The following is an 18,635-nucleotide window of genomic DNA, read 5'->3' on the forward strand; positions in this document are numbered from 1 at the left end:
CTACGCGCTCCAGCCGGTTCGCTCGGCCCACTCCCACGCCCGGTGATACGCGCGGTCGAACCACGGGCTCTTCGCGTCGACGTAGGCGGTGATCGCGTCCTGATAGTCGGTGTGACCAGCCGCCTTCTCCGCCGCGGCCTCCTTGACCGCGAGGTACTCGGCGCGGGCGTCGATGTCCGCGCCGAGCCAGTCCCGGAACACGAGCGCGAACTGCTGCCCGGGCCACCCGTCGACCCGGAGGTGGATGTTCACGGGCCGCCCCGGATCAGCGCCGCCGTGGATTCGCTTGCCCCACAGAGCCGGATCGGTCTCGCCGCCCTGATACGAGGGCTTCGGGTCGTCGGCGGTGATGTGCTCGATGCGGGGGAACCCGGCGCCCGCGAGTGATTCCGCGAGTTCGTCCGCGACCTCGAGGTTCGCGACCGTCACCTGGACATCGAGGACGTCCTTGGCAGGCAACCCCGCCACGGCCGTCGACCCGATGTGGTCGATCCGGACGGCGCGGTCGCCGCACACCAGCCGCAACCGGGCGATCAACCGGTCGGCCTGGGCAGGCCACTGCGGATTCGGCGAGGCGAGTTCGGGCAGGACACGGACGACGGTCCGCGTGCGGATGTTGGACTCGAAGGGCACGAGACGCTCGGCCCACAGTGCCCGGACCTCCGGCTCGAGCGCACCCGGGGCGCCGCTGTTGTCGAGCCGGACGTCGGCCGCCGCCCGCCGTTGATCGTCGTCCGCCTGGGCTGCGATCCGCGCCCGCGCGTCGGTCTCGGACATCCCCCGCGATCCGACGAGTCGCTGCACCCGGTCCTCGGCGTCGACGAACACGACGACGACCAGGTGGAACGCGGCACCCATGCCGCCCTCGACCAGCAGCGGAATGTCCTGGACGAGCACGGCGTCCTCCGGCGCCGACTCGATCGTCTCGGTGGTGCGCGCCCCGACCAGCGGGTGGACGATGGAATTCAGCGCCAGCCGCGATTCTTCGTCGGCGAAGGCGCGGGCCGCCAGGGCCGGCCGGTCGAGCGCGCCGTCCGCTGTCAGGATCTCCGCGCCGAACCGGTCGACGAGGGCAGCGAGGCCGGGCGTTCCGGGTTCGACGACCTCCCGCGCGATCAGATCGGCGTCGACGATCACCGCCCCGAGTTCGGCGAGGACCTTCGACACGGTGGACTTACCGGCTCCTATGCCTCCAGTGAGGCCGATTCTCAACACGCCCCCAGTGTTGCACCCGCCCGCAACGACGACGCACGTCCCTCCCAGATCTCCACCCACTTCCCGCTCAGCAGACTCACCTGCCCCAAATACCACAGAAGTCCGACACGTTCGGTTATGTTCGAGCGAACGCACCGACCTGCACCTTCTCCAAGAAGAGGAACGCCATGCGCGATCACCGCAACCAGTTCGGTCGGCACCGCCTCGGCACTGCAGGCGGGGTGCATTGCATCGAGATCCCAGAGGTGGCTTCCGCGCTCGCCGAGCATCGCCGGACCTGGCTCACGGCACTCATCAGCCAAGGCAGGCACAGCTTCGCGACGATGCGCAAGCGCGCCGAGGTGCAGTCCTCGTCCGGTTACTGGATTCCCGCAACGGCGAACTGAGCGTCCGAGCACCACCCACGCACTGTGGCCCGACCTCCGAAGAGGTTGGGCCACAGTCGTATTCAGCGCAGTCACAGTGAGGGGTCCCGCAACGGCGAAACCCCGCCCCTGCAGTGCAGGAGCGGGGTCTTCGGCTGTGCCTGACGAGTCAGGCGGACTTGCTAGGCGTTGCCCGACAGCTTCTCGCGCAGAGCAGCGAGCTGTGCGTCGCTGGCCAGCGATCCACCGGCAGACTCGGACGACGAGGAGCTGGAGGACGAAGCGGCGTCGGCGTCGCCGGCACCCGACTCGGAGGAGTAGCCGGCAGCAGCGGTGGCAGCCTCGGCGGCCTCGTCTGCAGCGGTCTTCTCCATCTGAGCGGTGTGCATCTTGTGACGACGCTCAGCCTCGGCGTAGCGGTTCTCCCACTCTTCACGCTGCTTGTCGAAGCCCTCGAGCCATTCGTTGGTCTCGGGATCGAAGCCCTCGGGGAAGATGTAGTTGCCCTGCTCGTCGTAGCTGTCCGCCATGCCGTACTTGGACGGATCGAACTCGGCGTTGTAGTCCTCGTTGGCCTGCTTCAGCGACAGCGAGATGCGACGACGTTCGAGGTCGATGTCGATGACCTTGACGAGTGCATCGTCGTTGACGCCGACAACCTGGTCCGGAACCTCCACGTGGCGCTCGGCCAGCTCGGAGATGTGGACGAGGCCTTCGATTCCCTCTTCGACGCGCACGAAGGCACCGAACGGAACCAGCTTCGTGACCTTGCCGGGCACGATCTGGCCGATGGCGTGCGTGCGGGCGAACTGACGCCACGGGTCTTCCTGGGTCGCCTTGAGCGACAGGGAGACACGCTCGCGGTCCAGGTCGACGTCGAGAACCTCGACGGTGACCTCGGTGCCGACCTCGACAACCTCGGACGGGTGGTCGATGTGCTTCCAGGACAGCTCGGACACGTGCACCAGGCCGTCGACGCCGCCCAGGTCCACGAAGGCACCGAAGTTGACGATGGAGGACACGACGCCCTTGCGGACCTGGCCCTTCTGCAGCTGGTGCAGGAACTCGCTGCGAACCTCGGACTGCGTCTGCTCGAGCCATGCGCGGCGCGAGAGGACGACGTTGTTGCGGTTCTTGTCGAGCTCGATGATCTTGGCCTCGATCTCCTTGCCGACGTACGGCTGCAGATCGCGGACACGGCGCATCTCGACGAGCGAAGCGGGAAGGAAGCCACGCAGGCCGATGTCGAGGATCAGGCCGCCCTTGACGACCTCGATGACGGTGCCCTTGACGGCCTCGTCCTTCTCCTTGAGCTCCTCGATGGTGCCCCAGGCACGCTCGTACTGAGCGCGCTTCTTCGACAGGATCAGTCGGCCTTCCTTGTCCTCCTTGGTGAGGACGAGAGCTTCGACCTCATCGCCCACGGAGACGACCTCGTTGGGGTCGACGTCGTGCTTGATGGAGAGCTCACGGGAAGGGATGACGCCTTCGGTCTTGTAACCGATGTCGAGCAGGACCTCGTCACGATCGACCTTGACGATGGTGCCTTCGACGATGTCGCCATCGTTGAAGTACTTGATCGTTGCGTCGATGGCGGCGAGGAAGTCCTCGGCGGAGCCGATGTCGTTTACGGCTACCTGCGGCGAGGTCACGGTGGTGGAGGGCATGTGTTGAGTTGCTCCGGACGGGTTGTGGTCGGTTGATGGTGTTCTGTCGGACAAGCAACCTGAACCGACGAAAACATTCCCGCCGAATCAGATCACCGCAAGCGCAAGGAACGACACCCGACTGGAACCGAACAAACTCGAACTGAACCGAATCCGATGCCGCACACTTAGACACTCGCGTGGAATAGGCTACGCGCCCGTGGGCAAGCTGGGCAAACCCGGGCACGTTCCCACGCTCTACTCTGTTGCCCATGCCCGATCCTTGCCCGTCCGATTCTCCCCTCTCCGCCGGAGACGACCGCCACGGCACCGCCAACAGCGTCCTCGGAACGTCGGGGGTGAGCCGCGTCCGCGTCGACTCCGAGTCCAGCGAACGCGCGAGCCGGGCCTGGTGGGACGCCGACGCGGACGACTACCACCGCACGCACGGCGAGTTCCTCGGCGTGGACTCGTCCCAGGGTGAGTTCGTCTGGTGCCCGGAGGGGCTCCACGAAGGCGATTACCACCTCCTCGGTGACGTCGCGGGCAAGGACGTCCTCGAGGTGGGCTGCGGTTCCGCACCCTGTGCGCGGTGGCTGGCCGGCCAGGGCGCCCGGGCCGTCGGGCTCGATCTGTCCATGTCGATGCTGACCCGCGGGGTCGAGGCCATGCGGGCGGGCGGCCCGGCCGTGCCGCTCGTTCATGCCGGAGCCGAGCACCTCCCCTTCGCCGACGCGAGCTTCGACATCGCGTGTTCGGCTTTTGGTGCAGTTCCGTTCGTGGCGGACTCACAGCAGGTGATGAGTGAGGTCGCAAGGGTCCTTCGCCCCGGCGGGCTGTGGGTGTTCGCCGTCAACCACCCGATCCGCTGGATCTTCCCGGACGATCCGGGTCCGCGCGGGCTCACCGCCTCGCTGCCCTACTTCGACCGCACGCCCTACGTGGAGGTCGACGGCGACGGTGTCCCCACCTACGTCGAGCACCACCGGACCATCGGCGATCGGGTCCGCGAGATCGTCGCGGCCGGGCTGGAGGTGCGCGACATCATCGAGCCGGAGTGGCCCGAGTGGCTCGACCGGGAATGGGGGCAGTGGAGCCCGCTGCGGGGACAGATCTTCCCCGGCACCGCCATCTTCAGCTGCCGCAAGCCGTGAGTACTTCTTAACCGCCGGCGGTTAAGAAGTACTCACGGGGCCGGAGGCCACTAGAGCAGTTTCGACAGGAACAACTTGGTGCGGTCGTGCTGCGGATTGGCCAGCAACTCGCGGGGATCGCCCGATTCGACGACGACGCCGGCGTCCATGAACACCAGCTGGTCGGCCACCTCGCGGGCGAAGCCCATCTCGTGCGTGACGACGACCATCGTCATGCCGCCGGCCGCGAGATCCTTCATCACGGTGAGCACCTCCCCGACCAACTCCGGGTCGAGGGCGGACGTCGGCTCGTCGAACAGCATCAGCTTGGGGTCCATCGCCAGCGCGCGGGCGATGGCGACGCGCTGCTGCTGACCACCCGACAGCTGCGCGGGGTACGCGTCCGCCTTCTCGCTCAGGCCCACCTGGTCGAGAAGATCCCGTCCCCGCTCGAGCGCCTTCTTCTTGCTCAGCTTCTTCACCTGGATGGGCGCCTCGATGATGTTCTCGAGCGCCGTCCGGTGCGGGAAGAGGTTGAAGTGCTGGAAGACCATCCCGATGTCGCGGCGCTGCTTCGCCGCCGCCCGGGGGTGGAGTTCGTAGAGCTTGCCGCCCCGCTCGGAGTACCCGACGATCTCGCCGTCGACGTACAGCCGGCCGGCGTTGACCTGCTCGAGGTGATTGATGCACCGCAGGAACGTCGACTTGCCCGAACCGGACGGCCCGACCAGGCACAGGACCTGGCCGGCGCCGATCTCGAGCGACACACCTTTGAGCACCTTCAGCGCCCCGAAGTTCTTGCAGACCCGGTCCGCCTTGACCATCGGCGTCATTTTCGTTCCCCTCCGGGTGTGTCGGGCAGGGTTTCGGGACCGGGTTCGATCACCAGCGGCTTGCCCTGCGCATCGGCGAGCGCCTGCAATTGCCGCGGGGTGAGCTTGCGGGACGCGCCCTTCGAGTAGTACCGCTCCAGGTAGAACTGGCCGATCATGAGCAGGCTCGTGATGGCGAGGTACCAGGTGGCGGCCACCATCAGCAGCGGGATGGGCTGGAAGTTCGCACCCGAGATGTCCCTGGCACGTCCGTACAACTCCAGGCTGTACGGCACCGCGGTGACCAGCGACGTCGTCTTCAGCATGCTGATCAGCTCGTTGCCGGTGGGCGGGATGATCACCCGCATGGCCTGTGGCAGAACCGTGCGACGCATCGTCTGCGACCACGTCATGCCGAGCGCCACCGACGCCTCGGTCTGCCCCTCGGCGACCGAGTTCACGCCTGCGCGGACGATCTCGGCCATGTACGCGGCCTCGTTGAGTCCCAGCCCGATCACCGCGAACAGGAACGCCGCGTTGATTCCCTGCAGGTCGATGTGCACGAACTGGTGGACGAACGGGATTCCCAGATCAAGCTGCTTGTAGATGGACGGGAACAGCCCCCAGAACACCAACTGCACGTAGACCGGGGTCCCGCGGAAGATCCACAGGTATCCCCACGACGCCGCCTTCAGAACCGGGTTCGGCGACAGCCGCATGACGGCGAGCACGACACCGAGGCCGATGGCGATGGCCATCGACAGGATCGTCAGCTGGATGGTGTTCCACGCCGCGGCCGAGATCCGGGCGTCGAACAGATACTGGGCGTAGACGTCCCAGCGGTACGCCTCGTTGGTGCGCGCACCGTTGACGAACAGCGCCAGCAGCAGGCCGACGACTATCGCGGCGATCCACCGGCCGGGCCGCCGCAGGGGGATCGCCTTGATGGGTTCCGGTTCCTGCCCCGTCTCGGTGCCCGGCCGCCCCGGAGCCTTCTCCACGTCAGACACTCGTCAACCGCTCAGCTCGTGGCGCCGTTGATCTGGGAGGTGGTGATGACGCCCGCCTCGACACCCCAGTTCTCCGCGATCGTCCGGTAGGTGCCGTCGTCGATGAGGTGCTGCAGCGCCTGCTGGAGGGTCTGCGCGAGCGGCGAGCCCTTCGCGACGGGCCAGCCGTACGGCGCGGCGTCGAAGACCTCGCCCGCGGCCTCGATCTTGCCGTCGCTCTGCTTGATCGCATACGCGGTGACGGGCGAGTCGGCGGACATCGCATCGACCTTGCCGAGGGCGACGGCGTTGGCCGCGTCGTCCTGGCTGTCGAACTTCACGATCTCGATGGGCGGCTTACCGGCGGCCACGCACGCCGCGCTCTTGGCGGGCACCTCTTCGAGGTCCTCGATGGTGGTCGTCTGCACGCCCACCCGGAGGCCGCACGCGTTGGTGGGGTCGACGGACTTCCCGGCGGGCTGCGCCCACTGCACTCCGGCGCTGAAGTAGGTGGTGAAGTCGACCGACTGCTCGCGTTCCTTGGTGTCGGTGAACGACGACATACCCATGTCGTAGCTGCCGGCCTGGATCGACGGGATGATCTTGTCGAAGTCCGCTTCGGTGTACTCCGGTGTCACGCCGAGCACCTTGCCCACAGCGTCCACGAGGTCGACGTCGAAGCCGACGATCTTGCCGCTCGGATCCTTGAACTCGTTGGGCGAGTAGGGAATGTTGACGCCGACGATGATCTTGCCGGACGAGGCGATCTTCTCGGGCAGTGTCGCCGCGATGGCATCCACCTTGTCGACTTCCACGGCGACGGTGTCTTCTCCGGACGGCGAGCCGCCGCCCTCGGTGTTGCTGGCGCAGCCGGCGAGCAGCAGAGCACTGCCACCCGCCAGTGCACAGATGGTGCGGGCCACGCGGCCTCGCGCGAAGACGGATCGACCAGACACTGGCATGTCCTCCAAGAATCGTGGTACACCGAGCGAGCTACGGCGACGGAGAACTCTCGAACTCCGACTAGTCGAACGGTAGGTCACGACACCCGCAACTGCGGACGTCGTTACCGAACATTAACGGCCTGACCCGGCCCGTGGCGGCGGTTTCAGCGACGCAGTGTCCGGGCGAGGACCGTCTCGGTGAACTCGCTGGTGGACGCGAGTCCACCCAGGTCAGCTGTGGCGACCCCGGAGGCGATCGTCGCACGGACCGCGTCGCGGATACGGTGGGCCGCGCCGCCGAGATGCCGGTCGGCGCGGCGGTCCCCGAGCCACTCGAGCATCATCGCGGCCGACAGCATCAGGGCCGTCGGATTGGCCCGGTTGCGTCCCGCGATGTCGGGGGCGGCTCCGTGCGCCGCCTGCGCCATCACCTTCGTCTCGGAACTGTTGATCGACGGGGCCGTGCCGAGCGAGCCGGACAGCTCGCCCGTCAGGTCCGACAGGATGTCGCCGAACATGTTCTCCGTCACCACGACGTCGAAGTCGCGCCCCCTGCGGACGAGGTGCGCGGTCATGGCGTCGACGTGCTCGTCGTCGATCCGCACGTCCGGGTAGTGGCGCTCCCCCACCTCCCGGCAGACGTCGCGGAACAGTCCGGTGGTCATCGACAGCACGTTGGCCTTGTGCACGATCGTGACGTGGCGGGCCCTCGTGCGCGCCAGCGCGAATGCGGTGTGCGCGATGCGCTCACACGCCCGCCGTGTCACGACGCCGACGGCCAACGCCACGTCGGGAGTCGGCATGAACTCGCCGCTGCCGGCGAACATGTTCCGATCCGCGTACAAGCCTTCGGTGTTCTCCCGGACGATCACGAGGTCCATGTCCGGCACCGTCGAGGCGACGCCCTCGAGCGAGCGCGCGGGGCGGATGTTGGCGAAGAGGTCGAAACGCTTGCGCACCACCCCGCCCGGGGTCAGCCGGCCGCGGAACGGCTCCGGGTAGGCGGCGCTGTCGTGCGGACCGAGGATCCAGGCGTCGAGTTCGTCCAGCGCGGACAGCGTGGAGTCGGGGATCGGCGTTCCGTGCGACTCGATGGCGCCCAGGCCGAGGGGCAGTTCCACCCAGTCGACGTCGCCGCCTCCCGCCGCGGTCACCGCGGCCGAGACCACCCGCTGGGTCGCCGGAACGATCTCGTGACCGATGCCGTCGCCGAGGAGCACCCCGACCCGGGTACCGGAAATGTTTGCCGTAGCACCGCTCATGAGGCCATCATTGCCTACCATGGTCCAGTCGGTGGAACTGCTGTTCGACGAAGCGACCGACGTTGCCGTGCGCGCCGAGTGGCAACGCCTGTGGGATGCGGGGATGCCCAGCCGCACCCGGGTTCGCGCCGAATCGAATCGGCCCCACATCACCCTGTTCGTGGCACGCCATATCCCAACCGAGATCGACGAACTGCTGGGCCGCCGGATCGCGACGCCCTCGTTCCACATCCGGCTGGGCGGGCTCGTGATGTTCGGGGGCAGGCACGTCACGCTGTCCCGGTTGGTGGTGCCGTCGAAGGCCCTGCTGTCCCTGCACCGCAGCGTGTTCGATCTCGCGGAACATGCCACGGAGGTCACGCCGCACATCCGGCCGGGCGAGTGGACGCCGCACGTGACCCTCGCGCGGCGACTGCCTGCGGATCAGATCCCGGAGGCCGCGCGGCTGCTCGACGGCGGCGACATCGTCGGCCGGGCGTCGGTGGTGCGCCGGTGGGACGGGGACGCCAAACGCGAGTGGGTGGTGACGGCACCCCCGTGATCACGGTGTGCGCGCGGTGATCGTCGCGGCGGCCCTTCGCGAAGACCGTTGGGTGACGACGATTCCCGCGATCACCGCGAGCGCCCCGACGGGCTGGTTCCAGGAGATGTGCTCGTCGAGCGCGACCGCGCCGAGCACGACGCCGACGACCGGGGTCAGGTAGGTGACGGTGGACGCCGCGGTGGGCCCCCAGCCGCGCACCACGTTCGTGTTCCACACGAACGCCAGTCCCGTGCCGAACGCCCCGAGCCCGATCATCGACGCGACGATCGCGGGGGTCAGGTGCATCGGTGTGCTCGCGACCCACGGGGTGGCGAGCACCATGGCGGCTGCGGCGATCGACACCTGCATGAACGCGATGGTCGGAGTGCTCACGCCGCGCGGGAGGATGAACCGCCTCAGGTAGACCAGTGCCACGCCATAGGACGCGGTGGCGCCGAGGCACGCGAGTTGGGCGGGGACGCTGCCGAGAATCCCCGACTGCCACGGCGCCAGCACCACGACCACACCCGTGAACCCGAGCAGGAGACCGAACAACTTTGCGTCCGTGAGCTTCTCCCCTGGCAGGAATGCCAGGGCCACCGACATAGTCATCAGCGGTGTAGTGGCGTTGTAGATGCTGGCCAGCCCCGAACTGATGCTCTGCTCGGCCCAGCTGAACAGCAGCCACGGCAGCAGGCACTGCGCGACGGCCAGCACCGACAGGTGCGCCCAGGTCGCCGCTTCGCGCGGCAGCCGCGTCCGGGTGATTCCGAGGACGGCGCCGAGGGTCACCGCCCCGAACACGAGTCGCCACAGCACGACCTGGGTGAAGGACAGGCCTTCGAGACCGACCTTGATGAAGAGGAAACTCGCGCCCCAGGCGAGCGCCGTGCCCGCGTACTGAACCGCCGGATTCCCTCTCAAAACCGGAAGTCTCCGTGCTGGATGACTTCGTTGTGGGTGTCGGGCGTGCGGCCGGCAAGCGCCAGCGCGTCGAGCGCCAGGAACACGAGGAGTACCACGACCAGGATTGTCATGCCTTCAGCCTGGTTCTCTCGGCCTCCGAGCAAAAGTGGCAGAAAAGACATAGTTGATCGTTTTCCTGCCATACTGGGTTGGTGCTGAAAAAGGTCGTCGTACCCCTCATGCCGCTCACCGAGGCGTTCGAACTCGGCGTCGCCTGCGAGGTGTTCGGTTTCGACCGATCCGACGACGGCCTGCCCACCTACGACTTCTCCCTCGTCGCCGGCTCACCGGAACCCATCCGCACCCGTTTCGGATACGGCATCGACGTCCCGTACGACCTCGACCGGCTCGACGACGCCGACCTCATCGTCGTTCCCGCGGGCGGCACCTACGCCGAGGACGACGGCTCCTACCTGTGCGCGAAGGAGCCTGCCCCGCACATGGATCCTCTCCTCGACAAACTCCGGGCCGCGGTGGACCGCGGCGCCAAGGTCGCCAGCCTGTGCAGCGGCGCGTTCGTGCTCGGGGCCGCCGGACTGCTGGACGGACGCAAGTGCACCACCCACTGGCGGCACGCCCGGCGGCTCGCCGAACTCCACCCGGCGGCCACCGTCGACCCGAACGTCCTCTACGTCGACGACGATCCGGTCCTGACCAGCGCCGGCACCGCCGCCGGCATCGACCTGTGCCTGCACATCGTGCGCAAGGAACAGGGCAGCAAGGTGGCCAACGTGATCGCCCGGCGCATGGTCGTCCCGCCGCACCGCGACGGCGGCCAGGCGCAGTACGTGGCGATGCCGCTGCCGTCGACGACGATCGACACCCTCGGGCCGCTGCTCGACTGGATGACCGAGCACCTCGCCCTCGACCTCACGGTGACCGCGGTGGCGGCCAAGGCCAACATGTCGCCCCGGACGTTCGCGCGACGATTCCAGGCCGAGACCGGAACCACCCCGGCCCGCTGGCTCAGCGACCAGCGGGTGCTGGCCGCGCAGCACCTGCTCGAGAACTCGGACCTTTCGGTCGACGTGATCGCCGAACGCGTCGGCTTCGGCGGTGGTGCGGTGCTGCGGCAGCATTTCCTGCGGCTGCGCCACACCACCCCGCAGGCGTACCGCCGCACGTTCCGGGACACGGAGCGCACCGGGTGAGGAACCCGCAGGGAAGAATCGACGGCGACGCGGCGTTGCACAGGCAGACCCACCGATCGAAAGGACCCTCGTGGCCACCAAGACTCTGACTCAGCAGAACTTCGACGAGACCGTGACCGGCAACGACGTCGTTCTGGTCGACTTCTGGGCATCGTGGTGCGGACCGTGCCGCTCCTTCGCCCCCACCTTCGAGGCCTCGTCGGAGCAGCACCCCGACGTCGTACACGCCAAGGTCGACACCGAGGCGGAGCAGGGCATCGCCGCCGCCGCGAACATCCGCTCGATCCCGACCATCATGGCGTTCCGCGAGGGTGTGCTGGTGTTCAGTCAGCCGGGTGCGCTGCCGCCCGCGGCGCTCGAGGATCTTCTCACGCAGGTCAAGGCCCTCGACATGGACGAGGTGCGCAAGCAGATCGCCGAGCAGGCCCCCGCCGAATAGGGCGTAGGACCGCCGCGGCCGAACCGAGCGGAGGACCGCCGCCTAGTGCGCGGCGGCGTCCCAGCTGCGACCGGTGCCGACGGACACGTCGAGCGGCACCGACAGTTCGATGGCCGAGGCCATCTTGTCGCGGACCAGCTGTTCCACCTGGTCCCGTTCCGCTTCGACGACCTCGAGCACCAGTTCGTCGTGCACCTGCAGCAGCATGCGCGACTTCAGACCCGCCTCGCGCAGCGAACGCTGCACGTCGATCATCGCGACCTTGATGATGTCGGCGGCCGTGCCCTGGATGGGGGCGTTGAGCGCGGCACGCTCGGCGACCTCCCGCCGCTGGCGGTTGTCGCTGGTGAGGTCGGGCAGGTAGCGGCGGCGCCCGTACAGCGTCGACGTGTAGCCGTCCTTGCGGGCCTGTTCCACGACCTCGTGCAGGTAGTCACGCACCCCACCGAACCGGGCGAAGTACGCCTCCATCTGCGATTTGGCCTCTTCGGTCGAGATCTTGAGCTGCGCCGCCAGACCGAACGCGCTGAGCCCGTACGCCAGCCCGTACGACATCGCCTTCACGCGGCGGCGCAGCTCGGGGGTGACCTCCTCGATCGGCACGCCGAACGCGCGGGCACCGACGAAGCTGTGCAGATCCTCGCCGGTGTTGAACGCCTCGATCAGGCCCTCGTCGCCGGACACGTGCGCCATGATCCGCATCTCGATCTGGCTGTAGTCTGCGGTGAGCAGCGAGTCGAAGCCCTCGCCGACGACGAACCCGTCACGGATCTGACGGCCCGCGTCCGTGCGCACCGGGATGTTCTGGAGATTGGGCTCGGTGGACGACAACCGGCCGGTGGCGGCGACCGTCTGGTTGAACGTCGTGTGGATCCGGCCGTCCTCGGCGACCGTCTTCAGCAGACCGTCGACGGTCACCTTCAGCCGCGTCGCGTCGCGGTGCGCGAGAAGGTGCTCGAGGAACGGGTGCGACGTCTTCTCGAACAGGTTCTGCAGCGCCTCGGCGTCCGTGGTGTAGCCGGTCTTCGTCTTCTTCGTCTTGGGCATCTCCAGCTCGTCGAACAGCACGACCTGCAGCTGCTTGGGTGACCCGAGGTTGATCTGCTTGCCGATGACCCCGTAGGCCGCCTCCGCCGCCTCGGACACCTCGGCCGCGAACCGGCTCTGCAGGTCGTGCAGGTGGTCGCCGTCGACGGCGATACCGGACGCCTCGATGTCGGCCAGCACCGCCAGCAGCGGCAACTCCATCTCGGACAGCAGGGCCGTCGACTCGATGTTCTCGAGTTCCGTGTCGAGCGCGGCCGCGAGGTCGAGGACGGCGCGGGCACGGAGAATCTCGGTCTCGGCGGCTTCGGCGTCGACCTGATCGGCGTCGTCGAGCAGCGACAGCTGCTCCTGCCCGGTCTCCTCCACTCGCAGTTCCCTGCGCAGATAGCGCAGCGACAGGTCGTCGAGGTTGAACGTCCGCTGCCCGGGGCGCACCAGGTACGCCGCCAGCGCGGTGTCGCTGGTGAGACCGCCGAGCATCCAGCCGCGTCCGCGCAGCGCGTGCATCGCCCACTTGGCCTCGTGCAGGGCCTTAGGCTGGGTCGCGTCCGCGAGCCAGTCGCCGAGCGCCTTCTCGTCCTCCGGGGTGGCGGACGCGGTGGCAATGTACGCGCCCTCGCCGTCGGCGGCTGCGACGGCGAGGGCCGTCACGTCGCCGCCGTACGGGGTGCGGGTGCCGACCACCGACACCCCGGACCGCTCGCCCGCCGACGCGTGCGCCGACAGCCAGTCCGCGACCGCACCCGGCTCGAGCGCACTGCCGCGCACCTCGAAGCCCTCCTCCGCCTCGGCTTCGACCGGGGCGAGCGTCGCGAACAGCCGGTCGCGCAGCACCTTGAACTCGAGGTCGTCGAACAGCGCGTGGATCTTCTCCCGATCCCACTGGGCGAGCATCAGCTGGTCCGGGGTGTACGGCAGCGGGACGTCGCGCACCATCTCGGTGAGCTCACGGTTGAGCAGGACGTTCGGCAGGTTCTCCCGCAGCGCGTCACCGACCTTGCCCCGAACCTTGTCGACGTTGTCGACCAGCCCGACGAGATCGCCGTACTCCTTGATCCACTTGGTGGCGGTCTTCTCCCCCACCCCGGGGATGCCCGGCAGGTTGTCGCTCGGGTCGCCGCGCAGGGCCGCGAAGTCGGGGTACTGCGCAGGTGTGAGCCCGTACTTCTCCTCGACGGCCGCCGGCGTGAACCGGGTGAGGTCCGAGACGCCCTTCTTCGGGTAGAGCACCGTCACCCCGTCGGTCACCAGCTGGAGCGAGTCCCGGTCGCCGGTCACCACCAGGACGCGGTACCCGAGCACCTCCGCCTGGGTGGTGAGCGTGGCGATGATGTCGTCGGCCTCGAAGCCCTCCTCGGCCATCACCGGGATGCCGAGGGCCCCGAGGACGTCCTTGATGATCTCGACCTGCCCCTTGAACTCGTCCGGGGCCTTGCTGCGGTTGGCCTTGTACTCGGGGAACTTCTCGGCCCGGAACGTCTGCCGGGACACGTCGAACGCCGCCGCCACATGGGTGGGCTGTTCGTCGCGCAGCAGATTGATCAACATCGACGTGAACCCGTAGACGGCGTTGGTGACCTGACCGCTGTGCGTCTTGAAGTTCTCGGCGGGCAGGGCGTAGAACGCACGGAAGGCCAGCGAATGGCCGTCGAGCAGCATCAGGGTGGGGCGATCGTCGGACGGCGCGGCTGCGCCGGACGCGGGGGACGTGGTGGACCGGGGGGTGGTTGCAGGGCTCACGGTTGCCCAGTCTAGGGAGCGGATCCGACACCGATCAGCCGGATGGTTCGATACCCAACCGAAACGTGCCGGAAATCCGAGAACCCCATTTCGCGCGACCGGAGCCGTTAGAGTCCGGAAATTGCGGCACGGGCGGTAGTCGAGCCCGTCGCAGCACGTTCCTGACCGATCTACACGTTTCCGGAGGACCTGCGTGGCCCCAACCGTGAGGAAGCGACTCCCAGCAGTGAGTACGCGACCGACATCCGCGAGGAACCGCACGAGACGAGGTCCGGTCACCCGGCAACTCGGCCGTGCGTTCGTCCTCGTCCTACTCGGCCTCGTCGCGGCGATCGCCTTCGGCGGTCCCGCGGCGGCGCAGGAACCCACCCCACCGCCCCCACCGACCGCAACCAGTCAGCAACCGGCGCCCCCGGAGAACGCGGTGCGGGTCAGCGGCAATCTGAACAACGCCGGCGAACGGCTCGCGGACGTCGAGGTGCGCGCTCTCGATTCGTCGGGCAACGAGGTGGCGAAGGCGACGTCGGAGGCGAACGGCCGCTGGGAAGTCCAGGTCGCGCCCGGCACGTACACGTTCGAGATCGTGGCGGACTCGCTTCCCGACAATGTCAGCGTGCAGGGCACGGTGCAGCGTGAAGTGGTGGCCGGTCGCACCAACACGGTGATCTTCTCGTTCGGCGAGGCCCGCACCGGTTCCGGGGTGCCGTTCTACGAGAAACTGATTCGCCAGACCATCGACGGACTCCGGTTCGGTCTCGTCATCGCCATCGCCGGTGTCGGGCTGAGCCTGATCTACGGCACCACCGGCCTGACGAACTTCGCGCACGGCGAACTCGTCACCCTCGGCGCGGTCGCGGCGTGGGTGATCAACGTGACGTTCGGTGTGCAGCTGATCCCGGCCACCGTCCTCGCGGTGTTCGTGGGGATCCTGATCGGCCTGCTGAACAACGCCGCGATCTGGAAACCGCTGCGAAAACGCAAGACCGGCCTGATAGCCCAGCTGGTGGTGTCGATCGGGCTCGCGATCTCCCTGCGCTACCTGATCCTGATCTTCTTCTCCGATCGCGCGGAGCCGTTCGTCGACTACCAGGCGCAGGTGGAGCGGCACTGGGGTCCGATCGCGATCACCGACGCCAACCTCGTGTGCATCGCAATCAGCCTCGTCGTCCTCGTCGGAGTGGCCCTGCTGCTGCAGAAGACGCGCATCGGCAAGGCCATGCGGGCGGTGTCCGACAACCGCGACCTGGCCGCGTCCTCCGGCATCGACGTCGAACGGGTGATCCGCTTCGTGTGGGGGCTCGGCGGCGGCCTGGCCGCGCTCGGCGGCGTCCTGTTCGGCATCTCCGAACTCGGCGGCCGCGTGCAGTGGGAGATGGGTTTCAAACTCCTGCTGCTGATGTTCGCCGGCATCACCCTCGGCGGACTCGGCACCGCCTACGGCGCGCTGCTCGGCTGTGTGATCGTCGGTCTGCTCGTCCAGCTGTCGACGCTGGTGATCAACCCCGACCTCAAGTACATCGGAGGACTGCTCATCTTGATCGTCATCCTGGTCGTCCGGCCTCAGGGCATTCTCGGCAGCCGGCAAAGGATCGGGTGAGGGCATGGACATCGCAGGAGCACTCCAGGTCTCGCTCGCCCAGCTGATCGGCCCGTCCGCGATCTTCTACGCGCTGCTGGCAATCGGCCTCAACCTGCACTTCGGTTACGCCGGGCTGCTGAACTTCGGTCAGATCGGTTTCGCACTCCTCGGCGGCTACGGCGTCGGGATCATGACCGTCACCTACCAGCAGCCGCTGTGGGTCGGCATCCTCGTCGGTCTCGTCGCCGCCGGGTTGCTGGCCGTCGTCCTCGGTATCCCGACGCTGCGGCTGCGGGCCGACTACCTCGCCATCGTCACGATCGCCGCGTCCGAGATCCTGCGGCTGATATTCCGCTCCACCGCTTCGGATTCGATCACCGGCTCCACCAACGGCCTGTTCGGCTTCGCCGATCCGTTCACCACGCTCAGCCCGTTCGACTCCGGTAAGCAGTACAACTTCCTCGGGGTGAAGTTCTACGGCGACGACCTGTGGTCGATGGTCGTCGGCTGGACTCTCGTCCTGGTGCTGTGCGGGTTCGTGTACCTCCTCACGCACAGCCCGTGGGGCCGCGTCCTCAAGGCGGTCCGCGAGGACGAGGACGCCGCGCGCGCCCTCGGCAAGAACGTCTTCGTCTACAAGATGCAGGCGCTGGTCCTCGGCGGCATGATCGGCGGGCTCGGCGGTGTGTTCAACGCACTGCAGACCAAGTCGATCAACCCCGACTTCTACTCCACCGCCCAGACGTTCTTCGCGTTCGGCGCCCTCATCCTCGGCGGCGCGGCCACCGTCTTCGGACCGGTGGTCGGAGCGATGCTGTTCTGGTTCCTGCTGGCCATCCCGGACGCACTGCTGCGCCAGGCCATCTCCGGTCCGGAGCCGCTGCTGCCGCTGACGGAACAGCAGGTCGGGGCCATGCGCTTCGTCCTGCTCGGCATCATGATCGCGGTGCTCATGGTCTTCCGGCCGCAGGGCATACTGGGCAACAAGCGGGAGGTGCAGCTCAATGCCTGACCACAGACTGCCGGATCATCTGCAGACCGACACGGTGCTCACCGCCGAGCAACGGGCCTCGATCTTCACCGACGTCCCGCACTCCCCCGGCGCATCCAAACCCGACCCGATCCTTCTCGTCGACAACGTGTCCCGCACATTCGGCGGGCTCAAGGCCGTCGACGTGGCGCATCTCGAGATCCAGCGCGGCTGCATCACCGGACTGATCGGTCCGAACGGCGCGGGCAAGACCACCCTGTTCAACCTGCTCACCGGTTTCGACCGGCCGGACAGCGGTACGTGGTCGATGGACGGCCAGTCCCTCGGCCGGATGTATCCGCACCAGGTGGCCCGCCGCGGTGTCGTCCGCACGTTCCAGCTCACCAAGGCGCTGTCGAAGCTGACGGTGCTCGACAACGTGCGGCTCGGCGCCACCGGGCAGCGCGGCGAGCGGATTGTCAACACGCTGCTGCCATGGACGTGGAAGGCGCAGGAACGCGCCGTCACCGAACGGGCCAACGAACTGCTCGCGCGGTTCACACTCGACACCAAGTCCGACGATCTCGCCGGTTCGCTGTCCGGCGGTCAGCGCAAGCTGCTCGAGATGGCGCGGGCGCTGATGACCGAGCCGACCGTGGTGATGCTCGACGAGCCGATGGCCGGCGTGAACCCGGCGCTCACCCAGAGCCTGCTGGGCCACATCAAATCGCTTCGGGACGAGGGCATGACCGTGGTGTTCGTCGAACACGACATGGACGTCATCCGCGACATCAGCGACTGGGTGGTGGTGATGGCGCAGGGCAGTGTGATCGCCGAATCCACCCCGGAACACCTCTCGTCCAACAGCGCGGTGGTCGACGCGTACCTGGGCAGCCACCACGATCAGGCACTCGAGTTCGACGACGAGGGGAATCCGGTGGGCGCGACGGCCGTTCTGGCCGAGGCACTCGAGAGCGCCGAGGCCGAAACCCTCGAGACCGGCGGCGACCTCTCCGAACCCGACATCACCGACCTGAGGCGTGAGAACTCATGACCGAACCGACCCCAGCGGAATTCGCGGCCACACCCGAGGAGCACGCCCGGCTCGCCGAGGGTGCCCTCGTCCGCGCGGACGGTGTGGTGGCCGGGTATATCCCGGGCGTCAACATCCTCCGCGAATGCAATTTCTTCCTGCGCGAGGGTGAGATCGTCGGCATCATCGGCCCCAACGGCGCCGGCAAGTCCACTCTCCTGAAGTCGTTGTTCGGGTTGATCCCGGTGCGTGAGGGCTCGGTGACCCTGCGCGGTGAGGACATCACGTCCAAACCGGCCCACGTTCTCGTGCAGAAGGGCGTCGGCTATGTCCCGCAGACGCAGAACGTCTTTCCGTCGCTCACCATCGAGGAGAACCTCGAGATGGGGATGTATCTGCGCCCCAAGCGCTTCGCGGAGAGGTTCGCGTTCGTCGGCGACCTGTTCCCGCTGCTCGTCGAGCGGAAGAAGGTGAAGGCGGGCGCCCTGTCCGGCGGTGAGCGGCAGATGGTCGCCATGGGCCGGGCGCTGATGATGGATCCGTCCGTGCTGCTGCTCGACGAGCCGTCCGCCGGACTGTCCCCGATGTTCCAGGACGAGGTGTTCATCCGCTGCAAGAGAATCAACGCGGCGGGTGTCTCGGTGATCATGGTGGAACAGAACGCCCGGCGGTGCCTGCAGATCTGCGACCGCGGCTACGTCCTCGACCAGGGCCGCAACGCCTATACCGACTCGGGGCCCAACCTGATGCACGACCCGAAGGTGATCGAGTTGTACCTCGGCACCCTCGCGGGCAGCCAGGAGAAGAAGTAGTCCCAGCGG

At 67.7% G+C, this 18,635-nt stretch carries 17 protein-coding genes; 9 read left to right on the top strand and 8 right to left on the bottom strand.

What is annotated here, in order from left to right; all coding sequences use genetic code 11:
• Positions 1–1,215: a dephospho-CoA kinase gene (coaE, locus tag JWS14_RS05095; RefSeq protein WP_072949305.1), complete on the bottom strand. Its 1,215-nt coding sequence runs from the start codon at positions 1,213–1,215 to the stop codon at positions 1–3.
• Between the two features lie 167 nt (positions 1,216–1,382).
• Between coaE and JWS14_RS05100 the strand changes: the two genes are divergently transcribed.
• Entirely contained in the window at positions 1,383–1,601 is a 219-nt protein-coding gene (locus tag JWS14_RS05100) for a hypothetical protein (RefSeq protein WP_072949307.1), read from the top strand.
• Between the two features lie 161 nt (positions 1,602–1,762).
• Here the strand turns inward: JWS14_RS05100 and rpsA are convergent, their stop codons facing one another.
• On the bottom strand, positions 1,763–3,247 hold the full coding sequence (rpsA, locus tag JWS14_RS05105) for a 30S ribosomal protein S1 (RefSeq protein ID WP_012687956.1): 1,485 nt from the start codon (positions 3,245–3,247) through the stop codon (positions 1,763–1,765).
• 251 nt (positions 3,248–3,498) lie between these two features.
• Here rpsA and JWS14_RS05110 point away from each other — a divergent pair, with 251 nt between their 5' ends.
• Entirely contained in the window at positions 3,499–4,380 is an 882-nt protein-coding gene (locus JWS14_RS05110; protein WP_095865284.1) for a class I SAM-dependent methyltransferase, read from the top strand.
• 50 nt (positions 4,381–4,430) lie between these two features.
• Here the strand turns inward: JWS14_RS05110 and JWS14_RS05115 are convergent, their stop codons facing one another.
• The 4 genes from JWS14_RS05115 to JWS14_RS05130 form a co-directional block, all read right to left on the bottom strand.
• Positions 4,431–5,192 (bottom strand): amino acid ABC transporter ATP-binding protein, encoded by a 762-nt coding sequence (locus JWS14_RS05115; protein WP_072949310.1) that lies wholly within the window; start codon positions 5,190–5,192, stop codon positions 4,431–4,433.
• Complete coding sequence (locus JWS14_RS05120) at positions 5,189–6,172, bottom strand: amino acid ABC transporter permease (RefSeq protein WP_072949312.1); 984 nt, start codon at positions 6,170–6,172, stop codon at positions 5,189–5,191. Before JWS14_RS05120 ends, JWS14_RS05115 begins: the two co-directional genes overlap by 4 nt.
• Positions 6,173–6,192: 20 nt before the next feature.
• Positions 6,193–7,122: an ABC transporter substrate-binding protein gene (locus JWS14_RS05125; protein ID WP_012687960.1), complete on the bottom strand. Its 930-nt coding sequence runs from the start codon at positions 7,120–7,122 to the stop codon at positions 6,193–6,195.
• Between the two features lie 146 nt (positions 7,123–7,268).
• Positions 7,269–8,366, bottom strand: a complete 1,098-nt coding sequence (locus JWS14_RS05130; RefSeq protein ID WP_072949314.1) for an isocitrate/isopropylmalate dehydrogenase family protein — start codon at positions 8,364–8,366, stop codon at positions 7,269–7,271.
• Between the two features lie 19 nt (positions 8,367–8,385).
• Here JWS14_RS05130 and JWS14_RS05135 point away from each other — a divergent pair, with 19 nt between their 5' ends.
• Positions 8,386–8,907: a 2'-5' RNA ligase family protein gene (locus JWS14_RS05135; protein WP_072949316.1), complete on the top strand. Its 522-nt coding sequence runs from the start codon at positions 8,386–8,388 to the stop codon at positions 8,905–8,907.
• On the opposite strand, the gene JWS14_RS05140 is transcribed toward JWS14_RS05135, so the two are convergent.
• Positions 8,908–9,813, bottom strand: coding sequence for a DMT family transporter (locus JWS14_RS05140; RefSeq protein ID WP_095865282.1), 906 nt, complete (start codon positions 9,811–9,813; stop codon positions 8,908–8,910).
• Positions 9,814–10,007: 194 nt separating this feature from the next.
• Here JWS14_RS05140 and JWS14_RS05145 point away from each other — a divergent pair, with 194 nt between their 5' ends.
• Together JWS14_RS05145 and trxA are read left to right on the top strand one after the other, a co-directional pair.
• On the top strand, positions 10,008–11,006 hold the full coding sequence (locus JWS14_RS05145; protein ID WP_072949321.1) for a helix-turn-helix domain-containing protein: 999 nt from the start codon (positions 10,008–10,010) through the stop codon (positions 11,004–11,006).
• Between the two features lie 70 nt (positions 11,007–11,076).
• A complete protein-coding gene (gene trxA, locus JWS14_RS05150; protein WP_005260388.1) occupies positions 11,077–11,445 on the top strand; it encodes a thioredoxin in 369 nt (122 codons plus the stop codon).
• A gap of 42 nt (positions 11,446–11,487) precedes the next feature.
• On the opposite strand, the gene polA is transcribed toward trxA, so the two are convergent.
• Positions 11,488–14,232 carry a DNA polymerase I gene (polA, locus tag JWS14_RS05155; protein ID WP_206012636.1) on the bottom strand — a complete coding sequence of 915 codons (2,745 nt, stop codon included), beginning with the start codon at positions 14,230–14,232 and terminating at the stop codon, positions 11,488–11,490.
• A gap of 226 nt (positions 14,233–14,458) precedes the next feature.
• On the opposite strand from polA, the gene JWS14_RS05160 reads away from it, so the two are divergent.
• From JWS14_RS05160 to JWS14_RS05175, 4 genes are read left to right on the top strand one after another with little or no spacing between them, the layout of a single operon-like run.
• The gene (locus tag JWS14_RS05160) at positions 14,459–15,829 is read left to right on the top strand and encodes a branched-chain amino acid ABC transporter permease (RefSeq protein ID WP_072949325.1); all 1,371 of its coding nucleotides are present in this window, start codon (positions 14,459–14,461) and stop codon (positions 15,827–15,829) included.
• Between the two features lie 4 nt (positions 15,830–15,833).
• Entirely contained in the window at positions 15,834–16,823 is a 990-nt protein-coding gene (locus JWS14_RS05165; protein ID WP_072949327.1) for a branched-chain amino acid ABC transporter permease, read from the top strand.
• Positions 16,816–17,835: an ABC transporter ATP-binding protein gene (locus tag JWS14_RS05170; protein WP_095865280.1), complete on the top strand. Its 1,020-nt coding sequence runs from the start codon at positions 16,816–16,818 to the stop codon at positions 17,833–17,835. The genes JWS14_RS05165 and JWS14_RS05170 overlap by 8 nt, the downstream gene beginning before the upstream one ends.
• A complete protein-coding gene (locus JWS14_RS05175) occupies positions 17,832–18,626 on the top strand; it encodes an ABC transporter ATP-binding protein (RefSeq protein ID WP_072949330.1) in 795 nt (264 codons plus the stop codon). Before JWS14_RS05170 ends, JWS14_RS05175 begins: the two co-directional genes overlap by 4 nt.
• Positions 18,627–18,635 lie beyond the last annotated feature (9 nt).

This window comes from Rhodococcus koreensis, from assembly GCF_017068375.1.
In the GTDB taxonomy this organism is placed as follows: domain Bacteria; phylum Actinomycetota; class Actinomycetes; order Mycobacteriales; family Mycobacteriaceae; genus Rhodococcus_F; species Rhodococcus_F koreensis.